Source organism: Hoeflea sp. AS16 (assembly GCF_038900095.1).
Lineage (GTDB): Bacteria > Pseudomonadota > Alphaproteobacteria > Rhizobiales > Rhizobiaceae > Hoeflea.
Genome location: NZ_JBBMQQ010000010.1, coordinates 113,278 through 138,257, shown reverse-complemented (window position 1 = coordinate 138,257; position 24,980 = coordinate 113,278). Strand labels below are relative to the sequence as shown.

The window sequence follows — 24,980 nt, the reverse complement described above, 5'->3', positions numbered from 1 at the left end:
GCTCCTTGATCGCAATCGTGTCGGTTTGCCAACGCACAGGCCCCCGAGCCGTTCCATCGCCGCGCTTCTCTCGGGCCGAGGCCTTGGCGCCAGGCATCCGGGAAGACAGTCGCCGCTTGCACACAATTTGGTGACCCGCCCTGTCATGTCCCTTGTTTCGCCTGATTTTCTGCTATTGCTCGCTCCATGATGCGGTGGCGTGAAATCAGGTTGAACGGTTTGGGCGGGGGCTTGGCGCTGTCGCTGTTTCTGCACGCGCTGATCGTGGCCGTTCTGCTGTTTGACCTGCCCGATCCGATGGAGGCTGCCGAACCCGAGGAAGAGGTGGTGGCGGTGACGATCGTGCCGCCGCCGGAACCGGAGCCTGCACCGGAACCCGAGCCCGCGCCTGAGCCGCAAGCCGAAGCCCCGCCCGAACCCGCTGAAGAGCCGGAGCCAGAGCAGGCCGCCGAAGCCCTGCCTGCACCGGGAGAGCCGGAAGACGAGGGAGAGGGCGTGCCGATCCCGGTGCTGCGCCCGGTGTTCCAGTTCGGCGAGGAGGACGGGGGGCCGGAGATCGCGCTCGATGGCGGCGCGGCGCAAGCGCCTGCCGCAGAGCCGGCGGAGACGCAACCGGATGAGCCCGCCGCAGAGCCGGAGTCCGAGCCGGAGCCTGAGCCCGAAACTGCCGCCGAGGTCCCGCCGGAGGCCGACGCCCCGGTTGAAGAACCGGTAGAGCCTGTGGCCGAGAGCCCTCCGGAAACCGTGGCCGAAGATCCGGCCGAAGCGCCCGTGGAGCAACCGGCGCCGGCACTGCCGGCCGAGAACGCCGTGGCCGACGCGGAGCAGTCAGGCGACCTGCCTGCCGACCAGCCGGAAACGGCCGAACAGACCGAAACCGCGCTGCTGCCGGAAAAGCCTGCCGTCCCGGCGCCATCGCCGCGGAAGCCTGATCCGCCCAGGGCCGAGCCGCCGCGTTCCCAGGACGCCGCGCCTGCCGTCGACAACGGCCTGCCCGGGGTGCGGGCGCTGTCTTCAAGCGTCGACACCGGTCATGCAGTCGCGACCACGGCCATGGGGGCGCTGCCGCGCGACGCTCGCGGCAGCCAGCTCTGCACATCCGAGTTGCGCGAGCAGCTGCGCCGCGCGCCCGAATCCTACCGCGTCGAACTGCTGCCAAACTACCGGCTGCCCGGCGGTACTGTGCTCAACGTGCCCAACGCCGCCTTCCGCGCCGGCGGCGCCTGGTACAATCTGAGCTTCCGCTGCACCGTCGACGCCGACGCGCTCCGCGTCACCGCATTCACCTTCAAGGTCGGCACGCCAGTCCCGCGTACCCAGTGGCGGCAAAGGGGCTTTCCGGAGTTTTGAGGGCCTCGGACCGGTGGCGAGGATGACGAGTGGATCGGCCCGGGATGACGATAACCGGGTAGTACAAACCAAAAATCCCCCCATTTTGTCCACACCCTCCAAACCTCGTGTCACACTCATGCCGCTCCCGCTGCCGGATGGACCCGCGAACGTGTCGGTCCAGGCGGGAGGAAGGCCTCCGGAAGCCTGCGGTAACGTGCGGCGGGACGAGGGAGGAGGCGGTGCACCGGCGGGTTCCGCTGGCAGCAGGATCAGCCTGGACGGGTTACCCCCGAACGGGATGATCGGCCAAGCCAGCCACCGGAGTCATCCTTGCCCCTTGTGCCCGGCCAGCGCCGGCCGGCTGTCAGGGTGAGGGTGGAGACGGGCCTGTGGCGGGCCGTCTTGCGGATGCGGGATAGGCGTGGCGTTCAATCGCCGTCGCCCTGGCGTGCCCGGATCGTCAACGCAAGGCCCAGCCCGTGCCGGACGAAGCCACCCGTCGCTTACGGTCGCCCGTGTCCGGGCGGCGAAAAAGCGGCAAGCAACTGCCTGCCGGGTGTGGACACCATCCGGCGAAGCTCGGGCCGCGCGCAAGCTGCGCCACCCCGCATGTCTCCGCTTCAGGCGGGACATGCCCACCAAACCCAATTCCGAACGGCACAGCCTGCGTGCGGCCCTCCGGACTCCAGCCTGTTCAAACTCCGGCGTTGACGCGCGCGGGGGATTTGGCGTGCCCGGACGCGGCGGCGCCGAAGCAGTGGAACCGGGGAAGCGGTTACGGCGTTAAGTCCGGGAGCGGATGAACCGGTCGTCTCACTTGCCCTTGCCCCATCCCGCTTGCCTGTGGCACCTGTGTGCAACCCGCTTTTACCCTTGGAGATCATCATGAGCAGAGACACCACCATCGCCCTGATTCGCCGCTATCTCGACGCTTTCAACGCCAAGAGCTCGGAAGCCATGCTGGAGTGCCTGTCGGATGACGTGGCGCATGACATCAACCAGGGCGAACGCGAGATCGGCAAGGAAAAATTCCGCTGGTTCAACGCGAAGATGAGCCGGCATTACGACGAGCAGCTTGGCGATATCGTCATCATGGCCGACGAGAGCGGAACCCATGCCGCCGCGGAATTTACCGTTCGCGGCACCTATCTGGCCACCGACGAGGGCCTGCCCGAAGCCAATGGCCAGCGCTACACGCTGCCCGCGGGTATCTTCTTCGAGATCGACGACGGCCTCATCAGCCGGGTGACGATGAGCTACAACCTGACCGACTGGATCGCGCAGGTCACCGCCGGCTGAGGTGTCCGGTGGTGGCGTCAAAACCTGATCTTGGCTTCTCGGTTCTTTCAGCTGACGATATCGCGCTGGCGCTTGATGACCTGGCCCGGCTGCGGATCGCGGTGTTTGCCGGCTGGCCCTATCTCTATGACGGCGATGCGGCCTACGAGGCGGGCTATCTGAGCCGCTTTGCCGCTTCGCCGGGTGCCTTGGTGGTGGCGGCGCGGGATACGAATGGGCGGATGGTGGGGGCGGCGACAGCCGCACCGCTGGCCGATCACGCCGACGAGTTCGCCGCGCCGTTCGCCCGCGCCGGGCTCGATCCGAAGAACTTCTTCTACCTGGCCGAGTCGGTGCTGCTGCCTGGCTTTCGCGGGCAGGGTGCGGGCCGGAAATTCTTCGAAATGCGCGAGGCGGCGGGCAGGGCGCAAGGGTTTGCGCACGCGGTCTTCGCCTCGGTGATCCGGCCTGCCGATCATCCGGCCAAGCCTCGTGATTATGTGCCGCTTGAGAGTTTCTGGCGGCGGCTCGGCTACCGGCCGCTCGACGGCTTGCAGGCAGAATTTTCCTGGCGCGACCTTGGCGAGACGGACGAGAGCGTCAAGCGGCTGCAGGTCTGGGGCCGGGATCTGTGAGCATCCGGTGCATGGCAATCCGGCCATTTGACCGCTGATTGCGGCTGCCGGGCGGGGCAATCTTTCATGAACGCGAGATGAACGGCCGGTTCCAATTCGGTTCAGGCAGGCGGGGCTAGTGTGGGGTCAATCGAACGGGACAACCGGTCGAGACAAGATTGAAGTCAGGGACACCCACTCAAGGCGCAAAGCGCCACCAAATCTGGAGAACAGTCATGAACACTTTCATTCGCAATGCCCTCGCCGCCCTCGTTGTCGCCACTGCCGGCGTCGCCGCTTCCGCTCCTGCCGCCAATGCCGGCGGCGTCGGATTTGAACTCTCGATCGGCGGCCATGGCGGCGGCATCGTCATCCGCGATCATGACCGTCGCGGCGGCTGGAACCGGTTTGAAGGCCATCGTGGCCATGGCCGCAGCGCCTGCAAGCCGCAGCGCGCGGTACAGAAAGCCCGCCACATGGGCGTCCGCCGCGCCGATGTCGTTCGTGCCAACAACCGGCGGGTTGTCGTCCAGGGCGTGCGCCATCACCGCACTGTCCGGGTGGTCTTTGCCAATCAGCGCAACTGCCCGGTGATCAGCTACCGTCGCTAGTCCGGGCACATATCCGGACACGCAAAACCCCGGGGGCGCCTCCCTCCCGGGGTTTTGTGCTGTCTGCGATCCGGTTTGTCCCCGGACAGCGGATAGAGGGTAGCCTCAGCCTACTGGGCGATTTCCCAGGTGACGTTGACGGTGACGCGGTACTCGTTCTCGCCGGAGGCGACCGGAACCGAATCGGCCGATTTGGCCATCATCACCATTTCGGCGCGCGCCATCGGCGCCGGCGGGGCGGAGTAGGAATTCTCCGATATCTGGGTGATCCGGCCAAGCGAGACGCCCAGCGCGCCGGTCATGGCTTCGGCCTTGGCTTTGGCCTGGGCGACGGCATCGAGGCGGGCTGCCTCGCGGATCTTGTCTTGGTCGTCATTGGTGAAGACGATGTTGCCGCCCTGGTTGACGCCGAGGCTGACGGAGGTGTCGAGAATGTCGCCGAGCCGGCTCAAATCGCGGATGCGCACGGTCAGCGTGTTGTTGACGGTGTAGCCGACAATCCGCGGCTCCCGGTTCTCGCTGTCGTCGTTCTTCGGGTAGACCCAGCGCGGCTGCACCGAGAAGGCGCCGGTCTGCAGGTCGCGCTCGGCAATGCCTTCGGCCTTCATCGCGGCGAGAACATCGGCCATCGCCTCGTTGTTGGCGTCGAGTGCCTCGCGCGCGGTCTCGGCCTGGCGCAACACGGTGAGCGAGATCACCGCCATGTCGGGTGCGACCGCGGACACGCCTTCGCCGGACACGGAAATCACGCCCGGTTCGGGCCGCTTGGCGTCATCGGCAAAGGCCGGTGCGGCCGCGGAAAACATGAGGGCGGACAGCGCTCCGGCAAGGATCATGCGGCGGCGGGCGGTGAAAGCTGAGGTCATGAAAAGTCTCCGGTAAGAGGTCGATTGTCCCTATGCGCCCTGTCTGGCGCGCGAATGTGGAGGCATTGCGGCGCGCACAGATGTGCCAGCCAGGCAGCAGCTGCGCAAGCCGCCAGATTGCATTTCGCCGCGTCTCTGGCCGACGTGCCCGGGAACCCGGTTTGATTGGCCACCGCCGCTTTGAAGGCGCCACGGCAACGGCTTGTGAAGGCAGATATTTTGGGCTAAACCGCCAACGTCCGGACGTCCAGTCCGGCCGGGGAGATGGCTGGCAATTTCAGAATTGCGGCCAACGGGCAGCACCAGGCGCTGCCGTGACCCTCCGGGCCTGTAGCTCAACTGGTTAGAGCCGTCCGCTCATAACGGATTGGTTGGGGGTTCGAGTCCCTCCGGGCCCACCAAATTTGTTCATCGTCACAACAGGGCGGATTCAGACAGCATAAGTCCGGACTTGTCGTCACATAAGTTCGGACTCGATTTGTGACGGGAAGAGCCAGACTCCCGCTGGGGACTGTAAACGCATTTCTGCGCCAATTGCGGATCATGCTACAAAGCGCAGGATTGAGGCATCGGAATGGACGGGATGGGATGGGGACAACACTGAAGAATCGATTGTGGCTGCTCCTCATTGGAAGTGCGTGTACCGTTCTTTCTGTTTCGCCGAGTACCGCCACCGAAGTCGCGTGGCGATCAGTCAGAGGTATCCCATTCGAAGTGCGAAGCGGCATGGAGGTAGCCCGTCATACAGAAGGGAAGCGCCCAGCCTTGTTGTATCTGCTGTGTTCAGCAAATGGCAATCTGCATATCGTGCTGTCGACCAGGTTGCCCTCGCCGCGATGGTCCGTTCGCAAGGGGCGCGATGATCATGTCTCGCTCTTCGTTGACGGTATTGAACACGAATTGCCGCTCGTCGTGGACCTCGTTGACAGAGGTCGTGACCTAGTATGGTACGAGCAGCTGTTCGCTGACGAGGATATCGGGGAAACAGACACAATTGTGACACCGCCCCTCGACCCCAACGACGTCGCGAAAGTCGGCCGCTGGTTTGATCCAACTGCATCACAAAAAATCTCCGTCGTGGGAATCCAGGAGACAGGGGTTTTTATGACGGCCACTGGTTCAGCATCGGAAATCCAAGAACTTTTCTCATCGTGCTCATCGGTATCTGGAAGAAGGAAATAATTGGAGAGTCCGCACTTATCTGACGATGAGGACCTTGAATCCGGACTTATGTGACGACGAGTCCGGGAACTAAATGAGGCAACAGGCTAATTATCCAATAAAATCAAAGAGCCTGAATCCGCCTGTTGGGGCGACGCTCAAAATTTTTCAAAATACCCACAGAGCCCGTTGACGACCGCCCCCTACCGTCGCCGCCAGTATCCCGGTGTCATACCGTAGCGGCTGCGGAAGGCGCGGTGGAAGTGGGAGGGGTCGGAGAAGCCTGACTCGGTGGCGATTGTTGAGGTTGGCAGGTGGGCGGTGTTGGGGTGGCGCAGCATTCGGGTTGCGGCGGTGAGACGTTCGCGGATCAGGAACGTGCCGAAGCTGTCTTCATCACCTTCGAACAGGCGGTGGATGTAGCGTTCGGACAGAGCTGTCTCACGGGCGCAGGCGGCGACCGAATAGCCCGGCGTTGTGCAGCGGGCGCGGATGATGCGTTTGACCCTGAGCAACTGGGCCGCGCCGCGGGCGCTGTCTGTGGTGATGGCGCCGCTGTCTGTGAGGGCGCTTGCGCCGGCATCTGAATGCCCGCGGTCCGGCCGGCCGGTCAATTCCAGCAGCGAGATGACCAGCGATTGCAGGCCAGCAATGTCGGCATGGTTTCCGGCGGTGATGGTTTCGACCAGCGTCTGCATCGCCTCCGTGATCAACCGGCCATAGACCGGGTGACGGGACAATAGCTGCGGTGTCCGTGCCGGCTGGTCCGCGCCGTTCGCGCCGATGCTGTGCTTGGGCAGCATCAGCGAGGCGACCTTCAATTCGGGGAAGGTGTCGTGGTGCAGACCGAAGTTTTGCGAGCTGTCGAACAGGCCGACATCGCCGGGCAGCAGAACAATGTCAGTGCCGTTCTGGGTGATGTGGCAGTCGCCGGCGAGTTGGAAATTGAGGTAGTAGCAGTCCTCCGACGAGGCGGCGATCTCTGCCGGTCCGCGTTGGACCAGGTGGGATTGTGCGGAGACCATATTGAGCGTGCTGGCGCCAATGCCATAGGCGTAATGGGTTGCCTGAAACCCGCGCCTCAATGAGCGCTCAAGCTCGGGGCGCAACGGCATGAAGGCCGAGCAGATGCCCTCGTGGTAATAGTCGAAGGCTTCACCGGGATCGACTTCCGTGGTGCGCCAGATGCGCGGCCCGGTCACCTGTGCAGCCTCAGACCATGTCTGTTCACCCTGATCCATTGTTCAGAATTTCCCGCCCCGGTAGCGTTCCGAGCTTAACGCCAACGGGAGGATTTGAAAATGGCGACATATGTACTTGTTCATGGCGCGTGGCACACCGGAGAGCTGTTCGAGGACGTCGCAGCCCCGATCCGGGCCGAGGGCCACACCGTGCATTGCCCGACGCTTGCGGGAAACCGCCCCAGCGATCCGCGCAGCACCGGGCTTGAGGCTGCGATCGCGTCGCTGGTCAGCTATCTCGAGGACAATGACCTGACCGACATCATCCTGCTTGGCCATTCCTATGGCGGCATGGTGATCACCGGGGCTGCCGACCGGGTGGCCGGCCGTATCCGCCGGCTGGTCTACTGGAACGCCTTTGTGCCCAATGACGGCGAATGCCTCAACGATATGGTTCCGCCGCATTATGTCGGCCTGTTCGATGCGATCAGCTCCGGCAGCCGTGACAACAGCGTGATGCTGCCATTCCCGGTCTGGCGCGAGGCGTTCATGAATGACGCCAGCGTTGAAGCCGCCGAGGCTGCATTCAGCAAGCTCAACCCGCACCCCTATGCGACCTTCACCGACCCGATCAGGCTCACGAAAAGCCCGGCAGAGATGGAGATCGCTAAGTCCTATATCAATTGCACCGAGGACACGGCGCTGCCGCAAAGCCTCGGCTGGCACCCGCGGCTGTCGGAGAAACTCGGCCTGTTCCGGCTGGTGCAGATCCCGGGTAGCCACGAACTCTGCTTTACCGATCCCAAAGCCCTGGCGGCGGCAATCATGAATGCCGGACGCGACTGAAGCGATAGCCGGCTGTCATTCAGGGGGCGGGCAATCGCTCCCTGATATCAGGCAACTCCCCCTCACTCAATCCCGTTTGCCCTGGCAACAAAATCTGCGACATGCGGCAGGTAATCCTCGGGTCCGTTGCCGCCGGTGTTTACGGCGAGGGCAAAGGAGTTCTTGATGGCGCTGGTCATCGGGGTGGCGACGGTTGCGGCATTGGCCATGGATTCGACGTAACGGATGTCCTTGTAGGCGTTTGTCAGGGTGAACTTGTGCGATTCGCGATTGCCCTCGAGCGCATAGCCCATGAAGGTCTGGTAGAAGCCGCAATCCATCCGGCTGCCGCGGATCACCTTGTCGAACGCGGTGACCGGAATGCCGACCTTGCGCGACATGGCAAGCGCTTCGGAATAGAGCGCCGCATAGCCGAGCGAGATGAAATTGTTGAGCAGTTTCATCTTGTGGCCGTCACCGACGCCGCCGAGATGGACGATCTTGGTGGCCCAGGTGGCGATCACCGGTTCGATGCGGGCAAACACCGTCTCACTGGCGCCGACCATGCAGTCGAGCGTGCCTTCCCAGGCTTCCTTCGGGGTGCGGCTGAGCGGTGCATCGGCAAAATCGACGCCGATTTCGGCCAGCTCCGTGGCAATTCTTTCGGTCACCGTCGGGTCGCTGGTCGAGCAATCGACGATGACGCTTCCCTTGGCCAGACCCGGCTTGAGGGCGGCGATCGTGGCCTCGACCTGCGGCGAGCCGGTCAGGCACAGGAAGATGACGGAGCAGGCGCTTGCCAGCTCTTCCATCGACTTGGCCTCGGTCGCACCGCGGGTTACCAGGTCCTCGACCGGAGCGCGGTTGCGGTGGGCGATCACGGTCAGCGGATAGCCCTTCTCGACGATGTTCCTGGCCATGCCGTGCCCCATCAGGCCGACGCCGACAAAGCCCACGGTTTCATTCGCTTGCGTCATGCCAGATCTCCGGATTGGGGGCGGGAAAGGCCGGGTGTAACCTGCCGGTCCGGCCCGGGCGCCGATTTTTGCAGCTTGGTGGAGATGTTGCAAGCAGCGGTGGTTTTTGGCCAGCAAAGCGGTGTTGGCCAAATGCCGATTATTCCGGGGGAGTATCATGGCGGCATGTCGCCATTTCAGCCGGTCCATGATTGTATCGGGGCGACCCGGATCAAATGCGCACTGACCCGTGCCCGGTCAACGCAGCTGCCCGCGAAAGGATATGCCATGAGACGACAGTTTGGTGAAACACGCTCGGTGATTGCGCAGCGACATGCGCTGATTTCGGCTGACAGTCACGAGGTTACCCCGATGCCGAACTGGCCGGGCTCGCGGATCGTGGTGGTGATTTCGCCTCAGATGGGAGCGGGGTTCTCGCAGTTCCTTGCCGAGATGCCTGAAGGTGCAAAGGCCCTGGCGCCGGCGGATGTGATCGAACGGTTTGTCCTCGTGCTGGAAGGGGCTGTTACACTGGATCTTGATGGTGCGGTGCATCAGCTGTTGCCAGAGGGCTATGCGCTGGTTCCTGCCGGGGTGGCGCACGAGATCAGGGCGACGAAGGCATCAAGACTGGTGGTGCTGGAGAAGGCGTTCATGCCGCTTGACGGCGCGGAGCATCCGGAACCGGTCGTAGGCTCTGTTGAAGCGCAACCACGGCGGCCGATGTCGGATGACGGGTTGCTGGCGGTGCGCAAGCTCCTTCCGCTGGAAGAACGGTTTGACTGTGAAGTCAATGTGATGGAGTTTCAGCCCGGCGGCAGCCTGCCGTATGTCGAGACGCATTTTGTCGAGCACGGGTTGCTGATGCTAAATGGTGGCGGGGTCTACCGGCTCGACGATGACTGGTACTCGGTGGCGCAAGGGGACGTGATCTGGATGGGCCCCTATTGCCCGCAATGGTTTGGAGCGCTGGGAGCTACGCCGGCGCGCTATCTGATCTACAAGAACTGGAACCGGGACCCGCTGGCGGGTTGAACGGAAAAGGAAAACAACCATCATGAAATACAAGCAACTTGGCCAGACCGGGGTCCAGGTCTCTGAATTGTGCTTTGGCACCATGTCGTTTGGCGGCGATGCCGATGAAGCGGAATCGGCGCGGATGTTTTCAGCCTGCCGCGATGCCGGGATCAATTTCTTCGATTGCGCAGACGGCTACGGCAAGGGGGCGGCTGAAACCATCCTCGGCAAACTGATCAAGGGCGAACGTGACGATCTGGTCATCACGTCCAAATGCTTTTCTCCGATGCGGGATGACGTGAATGCGCGGGGCGGCAATCGCCGCCACATCCTGCAGGCGGTTGAAGCGAGTTTGCGACGGCTTGGCACCGACCGGCTCGACGTGTTGTTCATGCACCGCTGGGACGCGACCGTGCCGCTGGAGGAAACCTTGCGGGCGCTGGAGACGCTGGTGGCCGACGGCAAGGTTCTCTATCTCGGCGCCAGCAACTATTCGGCCTGGCAAATCGCCAAGGGACTTGGCATTTCCGAAAGGCACGGCTGGCCTCGGTTCGATGTGATCGAGCCGATGTATTCGCTGGTCAAACGCCAGGCGGAATCCGAAATCTTCCCGCTGGCGTTGTCCGAAAATCTCGGCGTGATCAGTTACTCGGCGGTTGGTGGCGGGTTGCTCAGCGGCAAGTACGGCAAGGGCACGCGCCCGGACAGCGGCCGCATCATGGCCAATCCGGACTATGCCAAGCGCTACAGCGAGGACTGGGTGTTCGATGTCGCCGAGGCGTTCACCGAGTTCGCCCGCGAGATGGGCGTGCACCCGGTGTCGCTGGCCGTTGCCTGGGCTGCAGCCAATCCGGCTGTCACCTGTCCGATCATCGGTGCGCGCAACCTCGAGCAATTGCAGCCTTCACTGGATTCGATCAAGATCGATATGACGCCGGACCTGCATGCCCGGATCGCAGCATTGTCGCGCACCCCGGCTCCTGCGACAGACCGGCTGGAAGACCAGCTCTAGAAGCAATTTGTGCGTGAAACGGACATGAAACGGCCCGCGCCGGAGTGATCCGGCGCGGGCCTGTTTGTCTCTTAAATCCGCGTCAGGGCCGGGTCAGGGACGAATGAGGATCTTGCCTGACTTGCCGGGCGTCAGCGATGCCTTGACCGCGTCGGCGACGTTGTCGAGGCTGAATTCACCGCCCGAAGGCAGCTTGAGCTTGCCGTGGGCTGCCAGCGTGACCAGTTCGGTGATCAGGCGGACCTTTTCATCGGCTGCCATCTCGCTGGAGACCCGCGAGCCCCAGAAGCCCTTGACGGTGAGGTGGTTGGTGATCATCGAACCGGCGCGCAGTTCGAGCGGTACGCCGGTTGCGGTGCCGAAGACGACCAGCAGGCCGTTGAGGCCGAGCAGGTCGGCGATGTCGGCGACGATCGGGCCGCCGACGGAATCGATGGCTGCTTGTGCTCCGTCCTTGCCGACGATCTCGCGGGCACGCTTCTGCCAGCCATCCTGGTCGGTCGACAGCACGTTTTCCATGCCCAGCGCTTCAAGCTCGGCAACGGCTTCGGCGCGGCGCACGAGGTTGACGGTCTTGATGCCGCGGGCCCGGGCGAGATCGGCGAAGATCTTGCCGACAGCGCCATTGGCGGCGGTCTGGATGACCGTGTCGCCTTCCTTGACGTTGAGGAATTCGAGCAGCGAGATGGCGCTGAACGGCATGGCGACCAGTTGTGCGCCGGCTTCGTCCGAAATCACGTCGGGAAGCGGCAGGACGCCGGCGGCGGGGGCGGTGAAATACTCGGCCCAGGTGCCGATCTTGCCGGCATTGACGACGCGCTTGCCGACCATTGCGGCATCGACGCCTTCGCCGACCGCCTCGATGGTGCCGACGGCTTCGGAACCGCCAAGGGCCGGGAGCTCGGGCTTGTAGCCATAGGTGCCGCGGATGGTCCAGAGATCGTGGTTGTGGATCGGCGACAGGATGGTGCGGATGAGGACTTCACCGGCCTTGGGTTCGGGCCGGGGGACGTCCTTGACGACGAGCACGTCTGCGGGTTCGCCGAATTTTGTGTAAGTTGCAGCTTTCATAATGATGTCCTTTGTTGTGCCTGCGATGCGCAGGATTTCGAGGTGACGGAAAGGGTTGAAGTGTCAGGCGAAGAACCGGCGCCGCGTGTCGGCAAGCGCCTGTTCGAGAGGCTGCGGACGCCTTGACAGTTTGGCGATGATCGCAGCTCCGAGCCATTGGCTATAGAGCAGGGCGGCGGCGCTGCCGGGGTCGTCTTGCGGAACGATGGAGCCGTCGTCGGCGCCCTCCCGCAGCAACCGCGCGAGGCGGTCACACACGGCAGTCACGCCCTCATCGAGGATCTGGCGCATATCTTCGGACAGGTCGGCGATTTCGGCGGCAAGCTTGACCACAAGGCAGCGGTCGGCCATCGACCCGGCATCGCCTTCAAGCGCGGCGCGGAAGAAACTGTCGAGGCGCTCATTGGCCGGCAGGGGCCGGGCGATGATGGCGTCGAGTGCGGCGATATAGTCTCCGACATAGGCATTGAGCATGTCGCAGCCGAAGGCCTCCTTGGAGGCGAAGTAGTAATAGAACGAGCCCTTCGGCACCCCCGCGGCGGTGAGCAGCTCGGTCAATCCAAGGCCGCCAAAGCCCTGGGCCAGCACAAGGGCGCGGCCTTCGCAGAGAATGCGGGAGCGGGTCAGTTCTGATTTCTTCGGTGATGTCATGACGGCGATATAGAAAATAATAGACCGGTCGTCTAGTAACAAAGCCGTGAGACGGTCCATGGCCTGATTGCGCTGCCCCCGGCTGCTTTGAACCGGCTTCATGGGTGGGCGTTCTGGCGGCCCGTCCGGGCTACTGACGCTTGAAAGCCGGGGGAGGGTGGCGAGGCTGAAGCCTGGCCTGAAATCAGGGTGGGGGCATTCGGAGACGAGACCTGCGCGTGGAGTTTCAACGCAGGCCAATCCATCTCAAAAAAACCTTCGGCAAATGCTCAACTTATTGCGGGCGGACCGGTTGACAGCAAATCGGCTGCTGAATAAACATGATTACAAATGTCAGGTTTATTCATCCAAACCCTATGGAGATCTCCAATGGCCATTTCCGCACCTCGCGTGCTCGCGCTTCTTGCCTCTGTCGCTGCCTTTGCAGCCGTCGCCGCACCTGCTTATGCAGATGGCGAGGTCAACATCTATTCATCGCGCCATTATGACACCGACGAGCGGCTCTACAGCGATTTCACCGAGGCCACCGGCATCGAGATCAACCTGATCGAAGGCAAGGAAGACGAGCTGATCGAACGGATGAAGGCAGAAGGCGCCAACAGCCCGGCCGACGTGTTCATCACCGCCGATGCAGGCCGTTTGTGGCGTGCCGATCAGGCAGGCCTGTTCTCGTCCGTCGATTCCGAGGTGCTCAACGAACGGGTTCCCGAAAGCCTGCGCCATCCCGAAGGGCACTGGTTCGGCATTTCCAAGCGCGCCCGCGTCATCTTCTACGACAAGGACAAGGTGAGCGAACCGCCGATGACCTATGCGGCGCTGGCCGATCCGAAATACAAGGGCCTGCTGTGCGCCCGCTCGAGCTCGAACATCTACATGCTGTCGCTGCTCGGCGCCTATATCGCCCACAATGGCGACGAGGCTGCAAAGGCCTGGGCACAGGGGCTCAAGGACAATCTGGCGCGCGATCCGCAGGGTGGTGATACCGATCAGCTCCGCGGCATCGTTTCGGGTGAATGCGGCATCGCCATTGCCAACACCTATTACTTCGCCCGCGGCCTGGCCGGCCAGGTTGACGGTCTGACAGAGGGCATCGACAAGATCGGCGTCGTGTTCCCCGATCAGGACGGCAACGGCACCCATGTCAACATCTCCGGCGCCGGCGTGACGGCGCATGCGCCCAACCGCGACAACGCGGTCAAGCTGCTCGAATACTTCACCTCGGATCAGGCCCAGGCCTATTTCGCCAACGGCAACAACGAGTACCCGGTGGTTGAGGGCGTTGCGGCATCGTCGGTGGTCGAGGGTCTAGGCAGCTTCAAGGCCGACACGCTCAACCTCAACGAGCTCGGCAAGAACCAGGCCCGTGCCCAGGAAATCTACAACGAGGTCGGCTACAAGTAAGCCAACCCGACATCACATACCGCCGGGGCAATGACCGTTACCCCGGCTTATGAAAAGGCCCGGACATTTGGCGTCCGGGTCTTTTTCGTTCAGGGGGCGAAGTTTCGGCCCTGTGCTGCCTATCGGCTGCTTCGAGGCCCAGTGAAGTTCCCGGCCTTCAGCCAACCGCCCAATGGTCCAGGGCCCATGACCAGACGGCATCAACCGAGTTTCGCGGATGCGGCGAGCGCTTTCGCACGAGATAGAAATCAGACCCGGCCGAGAACCCCGCCGGGCAGATTTCGACCAGACGCGCAGCATCGAGATCGGCTTGCATCAGGGCGCGGCAGGCAATTGCAACACCCTGTCCGGCAAGAGCCGCATCCAGCGCAAGTGTTGTCTGGTTGAACACCGCGCCTGGCAGCGTTCCAACGCTGCCAAAGAACTTTGGCCAATGGTTTTGTGCATCATGCAGGAGCGGCAGGCGGCTGATCTGTTCCCGCGTCAGCGGCCGTTTGTCGTTACCCAGCAAATGCGGACTGGCAACCAGAACGAGGTCGTGACGGAAAAGCAGTTGCGCTTCCTGAGACGCGGCAAAGGGCGGCCGGGTCTGGCGCACGGCTATATCGACCTGGTCGCGATCAAAGTCGGAGACAGACTCGGTTGCGATCGTACGCAGCTCCACCCACGGCAAGGCCAATTTGAGTTCGGACAGCTGCGGGATCAGGATTTTTGTCGCAAATGTCGGCGTGACGCTGATGGTCACCGCATCGGCACGATCGTGAAGCTGTGCTGTTGCCTTGCAGAGCGTGTCAAAGGCGCGGGTCATTTCGGAAAGATAGTTCGCCCCCTGCGGCGTAAGCGCGACGCCTCGCGGCATGCGCTTAAACAGAGAAATGCCCAGATGGTCCTCGAGAAGCCGCACCTGCTGCGCGACGGCACCTTGGGAGACGCCGAGTTCTTCGGATGCTGCGCGAAAATTCAGCTGCCGGCCGGCAACTTCAAAAGCACGCAATGCATTCAGCGGGGGGAGGGAGCGGCGCGGCGTCGACATTGTTATCCTGTAGATTTTCTACAGGATAGTAGATTCCCTTCTGGTTAGAAAGTCCACTGCGAATGCGCCATTGTGGCCTCCAAACCCTTTCGGCGGAGACCCCACGCGCGGGTACTCCACCCCAGCAACGAGACCATAAGTGACCATCCAGAAAACAACCCTGATGCCGACGTCGTATTCGGTTATCTTCGCCGTCAGTGGCGCCCATCTGATCAATGACCTGATCCAGTTCCTGCTGCCCGCGCTCTATCCGGTTTTCAAGTCAGAGTATGCGCTCAACTATTTTCAACTGGGTCTGCTTACTCTTGCGCAACAGATCACGGCCTGCCTGTTGCAGCCCATCATGGGACTTTACGGGGACCTGAAACCCAGGCCCTACACGCTTGCTGTTTCTATGACGGTCGTGGCGCTTGGTGTGGTCATGCTCGCAACGGCGAATTCGTTCGTGCTGTTGCTGGCGGCCGCGACTGTTCTGGGGGTGGGCTCGGCCCTGTTTCACCCGGAAGCATCGCGGGTGTGCCGCATGGCATCGGGTGGCCAACGGGGCTTTGCGCAGTCGAGCTTTCAGGTTGGCGGCAACACCGGGACAGCCCTCGGGCCGCTTGCTGCTGCCTTGTTCGTTCTCCCCCTGGGGCAGTTCAGTACGGTCTGGTTCGGGCTTTTGGCCGTGTTGTCGGTCGTCATCCTCACCTGGGTTGCGCGGTGGTTTGCAAATCATCAGCGGATCATGAACACCGTTGCCGCGCCGCAGCTTTCCTTCCCGCAATTGCCGAAAAAGCGGCTGATGATTTCATTCGCGATCATCGGTGCGCTGCTGTTGAGCAAATTCGTCTACATCGAGACGTTCAAGAGCTACTACACTTTCTTCCTCATCGAGAAATTCGGGCTGGAGATCCGGAGCGCGCAGACCATCCTGTTTGTCTTCCTGGCGGCCGTTGCGGTTGGCACGTTCGTTGGCGGCCCCGTCGGGGACCGGATCGGGCGCAGGAAGGTGATCTGGGGGTCGATATTGGGCGCTTTGCCTTTCTCGCTCATGCTGCCGTACACGAACCTGCCGGGAACAATCGCGTTGAGCATTGTTGTCGGGCTGGTCCTGGCCTCCGCCTTTTCGGCAATTGTCGTCTATGCGCAGGAACTTCTGCCGCAGAAAATCGGGATGGTGTCCGGTTTCGTCTTCGGTTTTGCCTTCGGAATTGGCGCTCTTGGGGCCGCAGCGCTGGGGGCTGTGGCCGACCAGGTCGGAATACAGCAGGTGTTCAACTTTCTCCCTGTCCTGTTGGCCCTGGGATTGCTGACCTTCCACCTCCCGGACACCGATTAGTACGCGGGGCGCATCTTCTTCGCCATTCGGCTTTGTCACCGTTGTGCGACGCGTATGTGAGTTGCAGCCCGGTCCGGGTACGGCGCGGGTGATCAGGAGCGGCTTGCGGGGCAGCCCCGTTCTTGGGGATTGACATGTCGTTTAGTGGTAAACTATATGGTTTAACGCTAAACGAAATGGAGCCAGATATGACCAGCAGACGGAAATTCATGACGATCCTTGGTGGCGGGGTAATTGTCGCCGCGGGCGGAATTGGAGCCTGGGCCGCAACCCGCGATCCCGCAGCCGGGCGTGAGCCCTGGCAGGCAGCAAAAGCGCTGCAGGCAGGTACAAGCAGCGATCCGCGGATCTTTGCGCTGTCGCATGCGATCCTTGCGCCCAATCCGCACAACCGCCAACCCTGGGTGGCGGAGCTTTCGACGCCGGGGGAGATAACGCTGTATTTCGACACCGCGCGACGGCTGCCGGAAACCGATCCCTATGACCGGCAACTGACGATCGGCCTTGGCTGTTTCATCGAGGTGCTTGCTATGGCGGCTGCGGAGATCGGCCATCGCGCTGAAGTGACACTGTTCCCGGACGGCGAGCCGCAACCGGTTCTGGATGACCGTCCGGTGGCGCGCATCCGTCTGGTGGCCGACGATACGGTTCCGCGTGATCCGTTGTTTGCGCAGGTGTTTGCGCGCCACACCAACCGTGAAGCCTATGACATTGCCCGGCCGGTTTCTGCCCAGACGCTGGACGGCATTGCCGGTGCTGCGCGGACCGCGCGTATTGCCCATGCGACCGGGGCCGAAGACGTGGTCGCGCTCCGGGCGCTTTCCTGGTCGGCGATGGAGATCGAGTTGCGCACCCGCCGCACGATGAAGGAGAGCGTTGACCTGATGCGCATCGGCAAGGCCGAAATCGAAGCCAATCCCGACGGCATAAGCCTGGGCGGGCCGCTGATGGAGGGGTTGAGCCTTCTCGGCATGATGAACAGGGAAGAGATGCTGGACCCCAGTTCGACGATGTTTTCCCGGAGCATGGCGGCACAGAAGGTCCAGTTCGACACCGCGATGGCATTTCTCTGGCTGACGACACCGGGCAATACCAGGGCCGACCAGATTGCCGCCGGGCGTGACCATGTGCGCATGCATCTCGCTGTCACCGGTGCCGGACTTGCGCTGCAGCCGTTCAGCCAGGCGCTGCAGGAATATGACGAGATGACCGGCAAATATGGTGACATGCGCACTGCGCTGGGGATCGGTGAAAACGAGACGCTGCAAATGTTTGTCAGGCTGGGCTATGGTCCCGATACCAAGCCGGCGCCGCGCTGGCCGCTGGAAACCCGGATCCGGAGTGCATGAGCGCAAACCCCAACGACATGGAAGCCCTTTTCGGCTTCTTCAACGAGATCGGCATCATCTCGCAGCTGTCCGGCAACGCCTTTGAAAAGGCGATGCCGGAAGGCATGACGCTGGCGCAGTTTTCGGTGCTCAATCACCTCGGCCGGGTGGGCGATGGCTGGACGCCGCACCGGATTGCGCGGGCCATGCAGGTGACAAAGGGCGCCATGACCGGCACGCTGAAGCATCTGGAAGGCAAGGGGCTGGTTGTGATTACCCCCGACGCGACCGACGGCCGCGCCAAGCGCGTCAACATCACCGACGAGGGACGTGCCATGTGTGACGCCTGCGTCGCGACAATAGCGCCGATGATGCAGGCATTGCAGCAGGATTTCCCGGCGGGAGAGATAGCAAAGACCGTGCCGGTGCTTGCGGCAGTGCGGGCCTGGCTTGACGAACGGCGCACCTGAAACGGGCGTGCGGGCCCTGCCTGTCAGGCGCTCGGCAGCAGCGCATCCACTTTCGGGCTAACCACCCGGTTTTGCTGGCGGCCAGACTTGCCGATGGTGTGGCAAAGCAGGATCACCGGCAGCAGCCCGAATCCGACGATCATCAGCGAGGGCAGGGCGGCCTGGTTGAGGCGCTCGTCGGAGGCAAGCCGGTAGGCCTGCACGGCGAGCGTGTCATAGTTGAATGGCCGCATGATCAGGGTGGCGGGAAGTTCCTTCATCACGTCGACAAAGACGATCAACAGTGCGGTGAGCAGGCTGGGACGCAGCAAAGGCAGGTGGATTTCGATGAGCATGCGGCCCGAGGTGCGGCCAAGCGTGCGCGCTGCGGCATCGATATTGGGCTTGATCGCCGAGATGCCGGTGTCGAAGGCGCCAAGGGCGGCGGCGATGAAGCGCACCATGTAAGCCACGATCAATAGCCCGATGGAACCGGTGAAGAACAGGCCGGTGGAGACATCGAAATTCGCCCGTGCCCAGGCGTCGATCGCGTTGTCGAGGGCTGCAAACGGCACCAGCAGCCCGACCGCGATGACACCGCCGGGCACGGCGTAGCCAATGCCGGCGGCTGCGGCGGAAAAGCGGGATGCCAGGCTCGGGGCGATGCGGGCGCAGAAGCCGATGATGATGGCGGCGGTCACGGTAACAAAGGCGGTGATCGAGGCCAGCGTCAGCGAGTTCTCGACATAGCCGAGATAGCGCGGCGAGAAGGGTGATTTTCCCGCACCGATCGCCATGTCTGTCAGCACGGCAAGCGGAATGGCAAAGCCGATGGCGACCGGCAGCACGCAGGCGGTGAAGGCAGCCGCGGCATGCCAGCCGCGGAGATGGTGCCGCTCCATGGTCTCGACGCGGGAGCCGGCGGGAAAGCGTTTGGCAGCACCGCGCTGGGCGCGTTCGAGCAGCGCGAAGGTCAGGGCAACAACCAGCAGGCAAAGGGCCAGTTGCGAGGCGGCCATGCGGTCGCCCATCGAGAACCAGGCCGAGTAGATGCCGGTGGCGAAGGTCTGCACGCCGAAATGCGCCACGGTGCCGAAATCCGCGATGGTTTCCATCAGCGCCAGGATCACCCCGCCGGCAATGGCCGGACGGGCCATCGGCAGGCTGACGCGCCAGAAGGCCGACCAGGGCGTGTGGCCCAGCGTGCGGGCGGCGAAATAGGCGGTTGGCGACTGCTTGAGGAAGGCCGCGCGAGCGAGCAGGTAGACATAGGGGTAGAGCACGAAGATCAGCATCGCTGCCGCTCCGCCGAGCGAGCGGACTTCGGGGAACCAGTAATCCTTCGGGCCCCAGCCGGTGATGTTGCGCAGCGCCGTCTGCACCGCGCCGGGATGGTCGAGCAGGTCGGTATAGGCATAAGCCAGCACATAGGCCGGGAAGGCCAGCGGCAGCGCCAGCACGATCTCGAAGGTGCGGCGGAAGGGGAAGCTGCAGGTGGTGACCAGCCAGGCCGTCGAGGTGCCGACGATCGCGGTACCGATGCCGACCAGAACCACCAGTTCGACCGTGGTCCAGGCATAGCGCGGCAGCACCGTTGCCATCAGGCTGTTCCAAGTATCAAGCGTGCCCGATACGGCTGCGAAAGCCACCGCGACAATCGGCGCGAGGCAAAGCAGGGAGACGATCCAGGCGGCAGATTTGAGTGCGCGTTCGCCCACTGGCGGGTTCATCCTTTGCATCCGGCCTGATCCCGCGAGTGGAAAGTCGGCCATATTTCCGGCATCTTGACCATCCGGTGTTTGACAGCGGATGGCGGGTCGGTCAAAGATTGTGGAGTAATTCATACAGGTTTTAGCGTCAACTGGCAGCCGGACTGGCAGCGTCGCGTGAGTGTTGAGAACTTCCATGATTGTCTGCCAGTGCAACCTTCTGTCGCAAGGCGAGATCGAGGCTGCCGTCGAAAAACTGCTCGATGAAGATCCCTGGCAACTGATCGTGCCGTCGAAGGTCTATCATTTCATGCGGATCCGCGGCCGCTGCTGCGGCTGTTTTCCCGATGTGGTGAAAATTATCGGCGAGGTCTCCGAGCGGGCGAGAAACAACAGGAACAGCCAATTGGCCGCAACCTGCGGCACCAGCGCCGATTGACGGCTTCGCAGCCATTGCTTAAGTCATTCGGGCAGTCCGAACTCTGGCGTGCCTTTCAGATGCGCGCCTCACTTCAAAGGCAATTGACGTCATGGATCTTCGCCAAGTCACCCCAACCTATTCCGTCGCAGGACAGATTTCCGTCGAGGATCTCGCCGAAATCAAGGCCGCGGGCTTCCGCTCGATCGTCTGCCACCGGCCCGATGGCGAAGCCCCGGACCAGCCGAGCTTCGACAGCATCAAGCAGGCGGCAGAAGCTCTGGGTCTCGAGATGCGGCATATCCCGATCGGCCCGATGGGCGTGACGGCTGATGCGGTGCGCGAAATGGTCGATGCGATCGAGGAATTGCCGTCGCCGATGCTCGGCTATTGCCGTTCCGGTGCGCGCTCAACCGCGGTTTTCCAGCAGACGGCTCACCTGCGCGGCTGACACCACTCTGGCCAGGGGCTGGGGATCTGTGGACAAGTGTCCGGGCATGCGGCATGTAATGTGCAGAGAATTCCCGTGACGCCAAGGATCATCCGCACGTGCCAGGCAGCAGAAAAAACGCCGGACGGCTTCGGCGCACAGCCGTTGTTGTTGCCGCTGCCGCCGTGGTCTACACGGCGCTGGCCTATCTGATCGCGCCGCTGGCGTGGGACGTGTTCTTCGATCCGCGGGCGCCATTGGATGGCAGCGAACCGCGCCTGACCGAGGCTGCCGAGCACCGACCGGGCGATCCGCTCAATGTGGCGCTGGTCGGCGACGAAGCCGCGGTCAAATCGGCCATGGCAGCCGCGGGCTGGTTTCCCGCCGATTCGCTGGGCTTGAGAAGCAGCCTGGACATTGCCGCTGACATCGTGCTCGACCGGACCTACGTGACCGCGCCGGTCAGCCGGTTGTTTCTGTTCGGGCGAAGCGAGGATCTGGCCTTCGAAAAGCCCGCAGGTCCTGATCCCGACACCCGGCATCACGTGCGGCTGTGGCTGCTTTCAACCAGTTCGGAGCTGCCGGCGCCACTCTATATCGGCGCGGCTTCATTTGACCGCGGCATTGGCCTCAGCCACGAAACCGGACAATTGACCCACCACATTGCGCCCGACGTGGATCTCGAGCGCGACAAGCTCAGGGCAGATTTGAAAAAGGCCGGCCGGCTGAAAGACAGCTACATGATGCCCGATTTTCACACGGTGCACAGCGGCGTCAATGGTGGAGGTGATCCATGGTCAACCGATGGCAGCCTCTGGGTCGGGGTTCTGGGCGAACGGCCCTGAGTGCATCACGCGACGGGTAGCTTGGAAAGGTTGCGCCGGGCGCGGTGGTGGCGCTGCCATTTGAGAAAGCCGCGATAGCCAAGCTCCACCAGTTGGCGGATGCCGGGGGTGCGGAAGAGGAAGGCCAGGCGTCTGAGCACCGGGAGCTGATCCCATATGGCGGTGAAGGCATCGACACCGGTGCGCCAGGGGCCGTTGGCCTGCCGCGCATGAAACCGGCCAAGCAGATCGTCACGGGTCTTGCCGGCGGGCAACGCGCTGTCGGCGAGGGCAACAATATCGATCCACTCGATCGCACGGTTCCGGTCGATGCGGCTGTAGAGCGCCACTTCCTGACGGCAGACCGGACAATCGCCGTCGTACCAGACAGAAAGTGGAATTGCTGGCTGTGAGCTGTTCATAGCCAGCAAAGTGGCGTTCGCTGATGCCGCGGCAAGCCCTTGAAACGCGCCTTGGGCTATTTCTTCACGCCGGTGCCCGAGATCTGGTCCAATGTCCGGGTCGGTGTGATGGCCTGCTGGTCGAGCTTGACCTCGATGATTGCCGGCTTGCCGATGGCGCGGGCGCGCTTGAAGGCGGGAGCGAAGTCTTCGGTTTTCTCCACCGTCTCGCCATGGCCGCCATAGGCGCGGGCAAGGGCGGCGAAATCCGGGTTGGTCAGTTCGGTGGCACTTACGCGGCCGGGGTAATCGCGCTCCTGATGCATCCGGATGGTGCCGTACATCGAGTTGTTGACGACGATGACGATGATCGGCAGCTTGTGCTGCACAGCGGTGGCAAATTCCTGTCCGTGCATCATGAAACAGCCGTCGCCGGCAAAGGCGACCACCAGGCGCTCGGGGTAGGCTTGCTTGGCGGCCACGGCGGCGGGCACGCCATAGCCCATTGAGCCGCAGGCAGGGGCGGCCTGTGTGGCGAATTTTCTGAAGCGGACATAGCGGTGCACCCAGGTGGCGTAGTTGCCCGCGCCATTGGTCAGGATCGCGTCGTCGGGCAGCTCGTCGCGCAGCCAGTCGATGATCGGGCCCATGTGCACATCGCCGGGGCCTGTTTCGGGCGGGGTCGACCAATCGAGATAGGCCTGATGCATCTGCCTTGTCCGCTCGGCGCGCGCGGGTGTGGTCTCGACATCGAGTGCGGACAGGGCCTCGGCAAAAGAGGCGGGGTCGGCGTTGATGGCAAGCGACGGGCGGTAGACCCGGCCGAGTTCATCGGCATCGGCGTGAACATGAACCAGCGGCTGGGCCGGGAAGGGCACGTCGAGAAGGGTGTAGCCCGAAGACGGCATTTCGGAGAAGCGGCCGCCGATCAGCATCACCAGATCGGACTTCCTGATCTCTTCTGCCAGCGCCGGATTGATACCGATGCCGACATCGCCGGCGTAGCAGTCATGGGTGTGGTCAAACAACATCTGGCGGCGGAACGAACAGCCGACAGGTACCTGCGCCCTGGCGGCGAAATGCTCGACCTGGCGGACTGCCTGATCGGTCCAGCGGGTGCCGCCGAGGATCATCACCGGGCGTGTCGAGCGCGACAGGCGGTCGGCCAGATCCTTCATTTCCGGCTCGCCCGGCCGGATCACGGGCACCGGGTTGGGCAGGATCGAAGTTGGCGGGTTCTCGACCACTTCGCGCAGCACATCCTCGGGCAGCGCCAGCACCACCGGGCCGGGGCGGCCGGACTGGGCCACGGAGAAGGCGCGGTTGACGAATTCGGGAATACGGGCCGGATCGTCGATCTCGGCCACCCATTTGGCGAATTCGGTAAAGGCGCGGCGGTATTCGACTTCCTGGAAGGCCTCGCGTTCGCGGGCATCGCGCTGGACCTGGCCGATGAACAGGATCATCGGGATCGAATCCTGCCGGGCAATGTGCAGGCCGGCGGTGGCATTGGTGGCGCCGGGGCCGCGGGTGACAAAGCAGATGCCGGGCTTTCCGGTCAAGCGGCCCCAGCTGTCGGCCATCATCGCGGCTCCGCCTTCCTGGCGGCAGACGGTGACGCCGACGCCGGAATCAACCAGCGCATCGAGCACCGCGAGATAGCTTTCGCCCGGCACGCAGAACAGACGCTCGGCGCCATTGGCCTTGAGTGAATCGACAATCAGCTGGCCGCCGGTTTTCATGTGCGTTGTCCTTTTGACTTGATGGTTTCGAGCTCGGCCAGCACCTCCTGAGTGTGCTCGCCCAGGCGCGGGCTTGGCCGGTCATAGTGAAGCGGGGAGGCGGGGAGCAGGATCGGCGCGCGGACCGAGGGAATTTCGGTTCCGGCGGAATCTTTCAGGTCCATCCTCAGCCCGCGGGCGATGGCTTGCGGATCATCGAACATCTCGGCGATGGTGTTGATCGGCCCGGCAGGCACGGCATTGGCCTCGCAGGCGGCGAGGATGTCGGCCTTGGTCCAGCTGCTCATCTCGGCGATGATCTCGTCGCGCAACCGCTTGCGGTGGGCGACGCGTGACGGGTTGGTCTGGAAGTCGGGATCTGTGCCGAGTTCGGTGGCGCCCAGCAGCTTGCAGAAGCGCTGGAACTGGCCGTCATTGCCGACCGCGATGATGACATGGCCATCGGCGACCGGGAACACCTCGTAGGGTGCGATGTTCATGTGGGCGTTGCCCATCTGCACCGGGGCGACACCGGAGACCAGATAGTTGAGGTTCTGGTTGCCGAGGATTCCGGCCTGGGTGTCAAACAGCGCCATGTCGATCATCTGGCCCTGGCCGGTTTTCTCGGCATGGCGGAGGGCGGCCTGGATGGCGATGACCGAGTATAGCCCGGTGAAGACATCGGAAATGGCGACGCCGGCCTTTTGCGGCTCGCGGCCGGGCTCGCCGGTGATCGACATCATGCCGGTCATGGCCTGGATGATGAAATCGTAGCCGGCGCGCGGCGCGTAGGGTCCGGTCTGGCCGAAGCCGGTGATCGAGCAGTAGACGAGCCGCGGATTTTCCGCCTTCAGGCTGTCATAGTCGAGGCCGTATTTCTTCAACCCGCCGACCTTGAAATTCTCGAGCACCACATCGGCAGTCGAGATCAGCTCGCGCGCGGTCTGCGCCCCTTCGGGACTGGCAATATCGAGCGTGATCGAGCGCTTGCCGCGGTTGGTCGAGTGATAATAGGCCGCCGAAAGGTTTTCGCCGTCGGCGCCTTCGACAAAGGGCGGGCCCCAGCGGCGGGTGTCGTCGCCACCCTGAGGGTGCTCGATCTTGATCACGTCGGCGCCGAGATCGGCCAGCAATTGCCCGGCCCATGGCCCCGCCAGAATGCGGGCAAGCTCGATGACCCGAACGCCTGCGAGCGGTCCGGTGTTTGTATCTGAAGGATTGGCGTCCGGGGTCTCAGACATGGGGAACGCTCCCTGCGGTGGACGGAATCAGCGCAACATATATGGTGCATTCAAGGCGTGTGAAAAGATCGGAAAAAATGCTCAGCCCTCCGGTTCGCGACTGTGTGTTAGCAGGTTTTCGCGGAGCCT

Annotated in this window: 24 protein-coding genes, 1 tRNA gene and 1 pseudogene; 16 read left to right on the top strand and 10 right to left on the bottom strand. The window is 63.0% G+C overall.

Going from position 1 to position 24,980, the window contains the following annotated elements; all coding sequences use genetic code 11:
* Positions 1–231: 231 nt before the first annotated feature.
* The 4 genes from WNY80_RS19835 (at position 232) to WNY80_RS19820 (ending at position 3,835) form a co-directional block, all read left to right on the top strand.
* Positions 232–1,350 carry a DUF930 domain-containing protein gene (locus WNY80_RS19835; RefSeq protein WP_342889137.1) on the top strand — a complete coding sequence of 373 codons (1,119 nt, stop codon included), beginning with the start codon at positions 232–234 and terminating at the stop codon, positions 1,348–1,350.
* 867 nt (positions 1,351–2,217) lie between these two features.
* Positions 2,218–2,631: a ketosteroid isomerase-related protein gene (locus WNY80_RS19830; RefSeq protein ID WP_342889136.1), complete on the top strand. Its 414-nt coding sequence runs from the start codon at positions 2,218–2,220 to the stop codon at positions 2,629–2,631.
* 11 nt (positions 2,632–2,642) lie between these two features.
* Positions 2,643–3,245 carry a GNAT family N-acetyltransferase gene (locus WNY80_RS19825; RefSeq protein WP_342889135.1) on the top strand — a complete coding sequence of 201 codons (603 nt, stop codon included), beginning with the start codon at positions 2,643–2,645 and terminating at the stop codon, positions 3,243–3,245.
* Positions 3,246–3,460: 215 nt separating this feature from the next.
* On the top strand, positions 3,461–3,835 hold the full coding sequence (locus WNY80_RS19820; protein WP_342889134.1) for a hypothetical protein: 375 nt from the start codon (positions 3,461–3,463) through the stop codon (positions 3,833–3,835).
* A 110-nt stretch (positions 3,836–3,945) separates the two neighbouring features.
* Here the strand turns inward: WNY80_RS19820 and WNY80_RS19815 are convergent, their stop codons facing one another.
* Complete coding sequence (locus tag WNY80_RS19815; protein ID WP_342889133.1) at positions 3,946–4,701, bottom strand: SIMPL domain-containing protein; 756 nt, start codon at positions 4,699–4,701, stop codon at positions 3,946–3,948.
* Between the two features lie 324 nt (positions 4,702–5,025).
* On the opposite strand from WNY80_RS19815, the gene WNY80_RS19810 reads away from it, so the two are divergent.
* A tRNA-Ile gene (locus tag WNY80_RS19810) sits at positions 5,026–5,102 on the top strand.
* A 364-nt stretch (positions 5,103–5,466) separates the two neighbouring features.
* Positions 5,467–5,883 carry a hypothetical protein gene (locus WNY80_RS19805; protein ID WP_342889132.1) on the top strand — a complete coding sequence of 139 codons (417 nt, stop codon included), beginning with the start codon at positions 5,467–5,469 and terminating at the stop codon, positions 5,881–5,883.
* 182 nt (positions 5,884–6,065) lie between these two features.
* On the opposite strand, the gene WNY80_RS19800 is transcribed toward WNY80_RS19805, so the two are convergent.
* The gene (locus WNY80_RS19800; RefSeq protein WP_342889131.1) at positions 6,066–7,103 is read right to left on the bottom strand and encodes a helix-turn-helix domain-containing protein; all 1,038 of its coding nucleotides are present in this window, start codon (positions 7,101–7,103) and stop codon (positions 6,066–6,068) included.
* A 60-nt stretch (positions 7,104–7,163) separates the two neighbouring features.
* Between WNY80_RS19800 and WNY80_RS19795 the strand changes: the two genes are divergently transcribed.
* Positions 7,164–7,889, top strand: a complete 726-nt coding sequence (locus WNY80_RS19795) for an alpha/beta hydrolase (RefSeq protein WP_342889130.1) — start codon at positions 7,164–7,166, stop codon at positions 7,887–7,889.
* 62 nt (positions 7,890–7,951) lie between these two features.
* Here the strand turns inward: WNY80_RS19795 and WNY80_RS19790 are convergent, their stop codons facing one another.
* Entirely contained in the window at positions 7,952–8,845 is an 894-nt protein-coding gene (locus WNY80_RS19790) for an NAD(P)-dependent oxidoreductase (RefSeq protein WP_342889129.1), read from the bottom strand.
* Between the two features lie 267 nt (positions 8,846–9,112).
* Between WNY80_RS19790 and allE the strand changes: the two genes are divergently transcribed.
* Positions 9,113–9,859, top strand: coding sequence for a (S)-ureidoglycine aminohydrolase (gene allE, locus WNY80_RS19785; RefSeq protein WP_342889128.1), 747 nt, complete (start codon positions 9,113–9,115; stop codon positions 9,857–9,859).
* Between the two features lie 22 nt (positions 9,860–9,881).
* On the top strand, positions 9,882–10,853 hold the full coding sequence (locus WNY80_RS19780) for an aldo/keto reductase (RefSeq protein ID WP_342889127.1): 972 nt from the start codon (positions 9,882–9,884) through the stop codon (positions 10,851–10,853).
* 93 nt (positions 10,854–10,946) lie between these two features.
* Here the strand turns inward: WNY80_RS19780 and WNY80_RS19775 are convergent, their stop codons facing one another.
* Both WNY80_RS19775 and WNY80_RS19770 read right to left on the bottom strand, forming a co-directional pair.
* The gene (locus tag WNY80_RS19775) at positions 10,947–11,924 is read right to left on the bottom strand and encodes a zinc-binding dehydrogenase (protein WP_342889126.1); all 978 of its coding nucleotides are present in this window, start codon (positions 11,922–11,924) and stop codon (positions 10,947–10,949) included.
* 63 nt (positions 11,925–11,987) lie between these two features.
* Positions 11,988–12,575, bottom strand: coding sequence for a TetR family transcriptional regulator C-terminal domain-containing protein (locus WNY80_RS19770; protein WP_342889125.1), 588 nt, complete (start codon positions 12,573–12,575; stop codon positions 11,988–11,990).
* A gap of 369 nt (positions 12,576–12,944) precedes the next feature.
* Here WNY80_RS19770 and WNY80_RS19765 point away from each other — a divergent pair, with 369 nt between their 5' ends.
* Complete coding sequence (locus tag WNY80_RS19765) at positions 12,945–13,976, top strand: Fe(3+) ABC transporter substrate-binding protein (RefSeq protein WP_342889124.1); 1,032 nt, start codon at positions 12,945–12,947, stop codon at positions 13,974–13,976.
* A 157-nt stretch (positions 13,977–14,133) separates the two neighbouring features.
* Here the strand turns inward: WNY80_RS19765 and WNY80_RS19760 are convergent, their stop codons facing one another.
* Positions 14,134–15,009 carry a LysR substrate-binding domain-containing protein gene (locus WNY80_RS19760; RefSeq protein WP_342889123.1) on the bottom strand — a complete coding sequence of 292 codons (876 nt, stop codon included), beginning with the start codon at positions 15,007–15,009 and terminating at the stop codon, positions 14,134–14,136.
* A 139-nt stretch (positions 15,010–15,148) separates the two neighbouring features.
* Between WNY80_RS19760 and WNY80_RS19755 the strand changes: the two genes are divergently transcribed.
* The 3 genes from WNY80_RS19755 (at position 15,149) to WNY80_RS19745 (ending at position 18,128) form a co-directional block, all read left to right on the top strand.
* Positions 15,149–16,330, top strand: coding sequence for an MFS transporter (locus WNY80_RS19755; protein ID WP_342889122.1), 1,182 nt, complete (start codon positions 15,149–15,151; stop codon positions 16,328–16,330).
* Positions 16,331–16,518: 188 nt separating this feature from the next.
* Complete coding sequence (locus WNY80_RS19750; RefSeq protein ID WP_342889121.1) at positions 16,519–17,679, top strand: twin-arginine translocation pathway signal protein; 1,161 nt, start codon at positions 16,519–16,521, stop codon at positions 17,677–17,679.
* On the top strand, positions 17,676–18,128 hold the full coding sequence (locus WNY80_RS19745; RefSeq protein ID WP_342889120.1) for a MarR family transcriptional regulator: 453 nt from the start codon (positions 17,676–17,678) through the stop codon (positions 18,126–18,128). The genes WNY80_RS19750 and WNY80_RS19745 overlap by 4 nt, the downstream gene beginning before the upstream one ends.
* A 23-nt stretch (positions 18,129–18,151) precedes the next feature.
* Here WNY80_RS19745 and WNY80_RS19740 read toward each other — a convergent pair whose 3' ends face one another.
* Complete coding sequence (locus WNY80_RS19740; protein ID WP_342889119.1) at positions 18,152–19,837, bottom strand: iron ABC transporter permease; 1,686 nt, start codon at positions 19,835–19,837, stop codon at positions 18,152–18,154.
* A 175-nt stretch (positions 19,838–20,012) separates the two neighbouring features.
* Here WNY80_RS19740 and WNY80_RS19735 point away from each other — a divergent pair.
* From WNY80_RS19735 to WNY80_RS19725, 3 genes and pseudogenes are all read left to right on the top strand, one after another.
* Positions 20,013–20,198 (top strand): annotated as a pseudogene (locus tag WNY80_RS19735) ((2Fe-2S)-binding protein); the annotation flags it as partial.
* Positions 20,199–20,346: 148 nt separating this feature from the next.
* Positions 20,347–20,685 carry a TIGR01244 family sulfur transferase gene (locus WNY80_RS19730; RefSeq protein WP_342889118.1) on the top strand — a complete coding sequence of 113 codons (339 nt, stop codon included), beginning with the start codon at positions 20,347–20,349 and terminating at the stop codon, positions 20,683–20,685.
* A gap of 98 nt (positions 20,686–20,783) precedes the next feature.
* Entirely contained in the window at positions 20,784–21,509 is a 726-nt protein-coding gene (locus tag WNY80_RS19725; RefSeq protein ID WP_342889117.1) for an LssY C-terminal domain-containing protein, read from the top strand.
* Between the two features lie 5 nt (positions 21,510–21,514).
* Here WNY80_RS19725 and WNY80_RS19720 read toward each other — a convergent pair whose 3' ends face one another.
* The 3 genes from WNY80_RS19720 to WNY80_RS19710 are packed head-to-tail and all read right to left on the bottom strand — an operon-like array spanning position 21,515 to position 24,851.
* Positions 21,515–21,910, bottom strand: a complete 396-nt coding sequence (locus tag WNY80_RS19720) for a DUF393 domain-containing protein (RefSeq protein ID WP_342889116.1) — start codon at positions 21,908–21,910, stop codon at positions 21,515–21,517.
* Between the two features lie 56 nt (positions 21,911–21,966).
* Positions 21,967–23,631: a thiamine pyrophosphate-binding protein gene (locus tag WNY80_RS19715; RefSeq protein WP_342889115.1), complete on the bottom strand. Its 1,665-nt coding sequence runs from the start codon at positions 23,629–23,631 to the stop codon at positions 21,967–21,969.
* Positions 23,628–24,851, bottom strand: a complete 1,224-nt coding sequence (locus WNY80_RS19710; RefSeq protein ID WP_342889114.1) for a CaiB/BaiF CoA-transferase family protein — start codon at positions 24,849–24,851, stop codon at positions 23,628–23,630. The genes WNY80_RS19715 and WNY80_RS19710 overlap by 4 nt, the downstream gene beginning before the upstream one ends.
* Positions 24,852–24,980 lie beyond the last annotated feature (129 nt).

Coding starts and splice junctions, on each gene's coding strand:
- WNY80_RS19815 (WP_342889133.1), bottom strand. CDS start 4,701: ATGACCTCAGCTTTCACCGCCCGCCGCCGCATGATCCTTGCCGGAGCG.
- WNY80_RS19830 (WP_342889136.1), top strand. CDS start 2,218: ATGAGCAGAGACACCACCATCGCCCTGATTCGCCGCTATCTCGACGCT.
- WNY80_RS19750 (WP_342889121.1), top strand. CDS start 16,519: ATGACCAGCAGACGGAAATTCATGACGATCCTTGGTGGCGGGGTAATT.
- WNY80_RS19760 (WP_342889123.1), bottom strand. CDS start 15,009: ATGTCGACGCCGCGCCGCTCCCTCCCCCCGCTGAATGCATTGCGTGCT.
- WNY80_RS19710 (WP_342889114.1), bottom strand. CDS start 24,851: ATGTCTGAGACCCCGGACGCCAATCCTTCAGATACAAACACCGGACCG.
- WNY80_RS19745 (WP_342889120.1), top strand. CDS start 17,676: ATGAGCGCAAACCCCAACGACATGGAAGCCCTTTTCGGCTTCTTCAAC.
- WNY80_RS19800 (WP_342889131.1), bottom strand. CDS start 7,103: ATGGATCAGGGTGAACAGACATGGTCTGAGGCTGCACAGGTGACCGGG.
- WNY80_RS19770 (WP_342889125.1), bottom strand. CDS start 12,575: ATGACATCACCGAAGAAATCAGAACTGACCCGCTCCCGCATTCTCTGC.
- WNY80_RS19820 (WP_342889134.1), top strand. CDS start 3,461: ATGAACACTTTCATTCGCAATGCCCTCGCCGCCCTCGTTGTCGCCACT.
- WNY80_RS19765 (WP_342889124.1), top strand. CDS start 12,945: ATGGCCATTTCCGCACCTCGCGTGCTCGCGCTTCTTGCCTCTGTCGCT.
- WNY80_RS19715 (WP_342889115.1), bottom strand. CDS start 23,631: ATGAAAACCGGCGGCCAGCTGATTGTCGATTCACTCAAGGCCAATGGC.
- WNY80_RS19740 (WP_342889119.1), bottom strand. CDS start 19,837: ATGAACCCGCCAGTGGGCGAACGCGCACTCAAATCTGCCGCCTGGATC.
- WNY80_RS19775 (WP_342889126.1), bottom strand. CDS start 11,924: ATGAAAGCTGCAACTTACACAAAATTCGGCGAACCCGCAGACGTGCTC.
- WNY80_RS19730 (WP_342889118.1), top strand. CDS start 20,347: ATGGATCTTCGCCAAGTCACCCCAACCTATTCCGTCGCAGGACAGATT.
- WNY80_RS19780 (WP_342889127.1), top strand. CDS start 9,882: ATGAAATACAAGCAACTTGGCCAGACCGGGGTCCAGGTCTCTGAATTG.
- WNY80_RS19790 (WP_342889129.1), bottom strand. CDS start 8,845: ATGACGCAAGCGAATGAAACCGTGGGCTTTGTCGGCGTCGGCCTGATG.
- allE (WP_342889128.1), top strand. CDS start 9,113: ATGAGACGACAGTTTGGTGAAACACGCTCGGTGATTGCGCAGCGACAT.
- WNY80_RS19795 (WP_342889130.1), top strand. CDS start 7,164: ATGGCGACATATGTACTTGTTCATGGCGCGTGGCACACCGGAGAGCTG.
- WNY80_RS19720 (WP_342889116.1), bottom strand. CDS start 21,910: ATGAACAGCTCACAGCCAGCAATTCCACTTTCTGTCTGGTACGACGGC.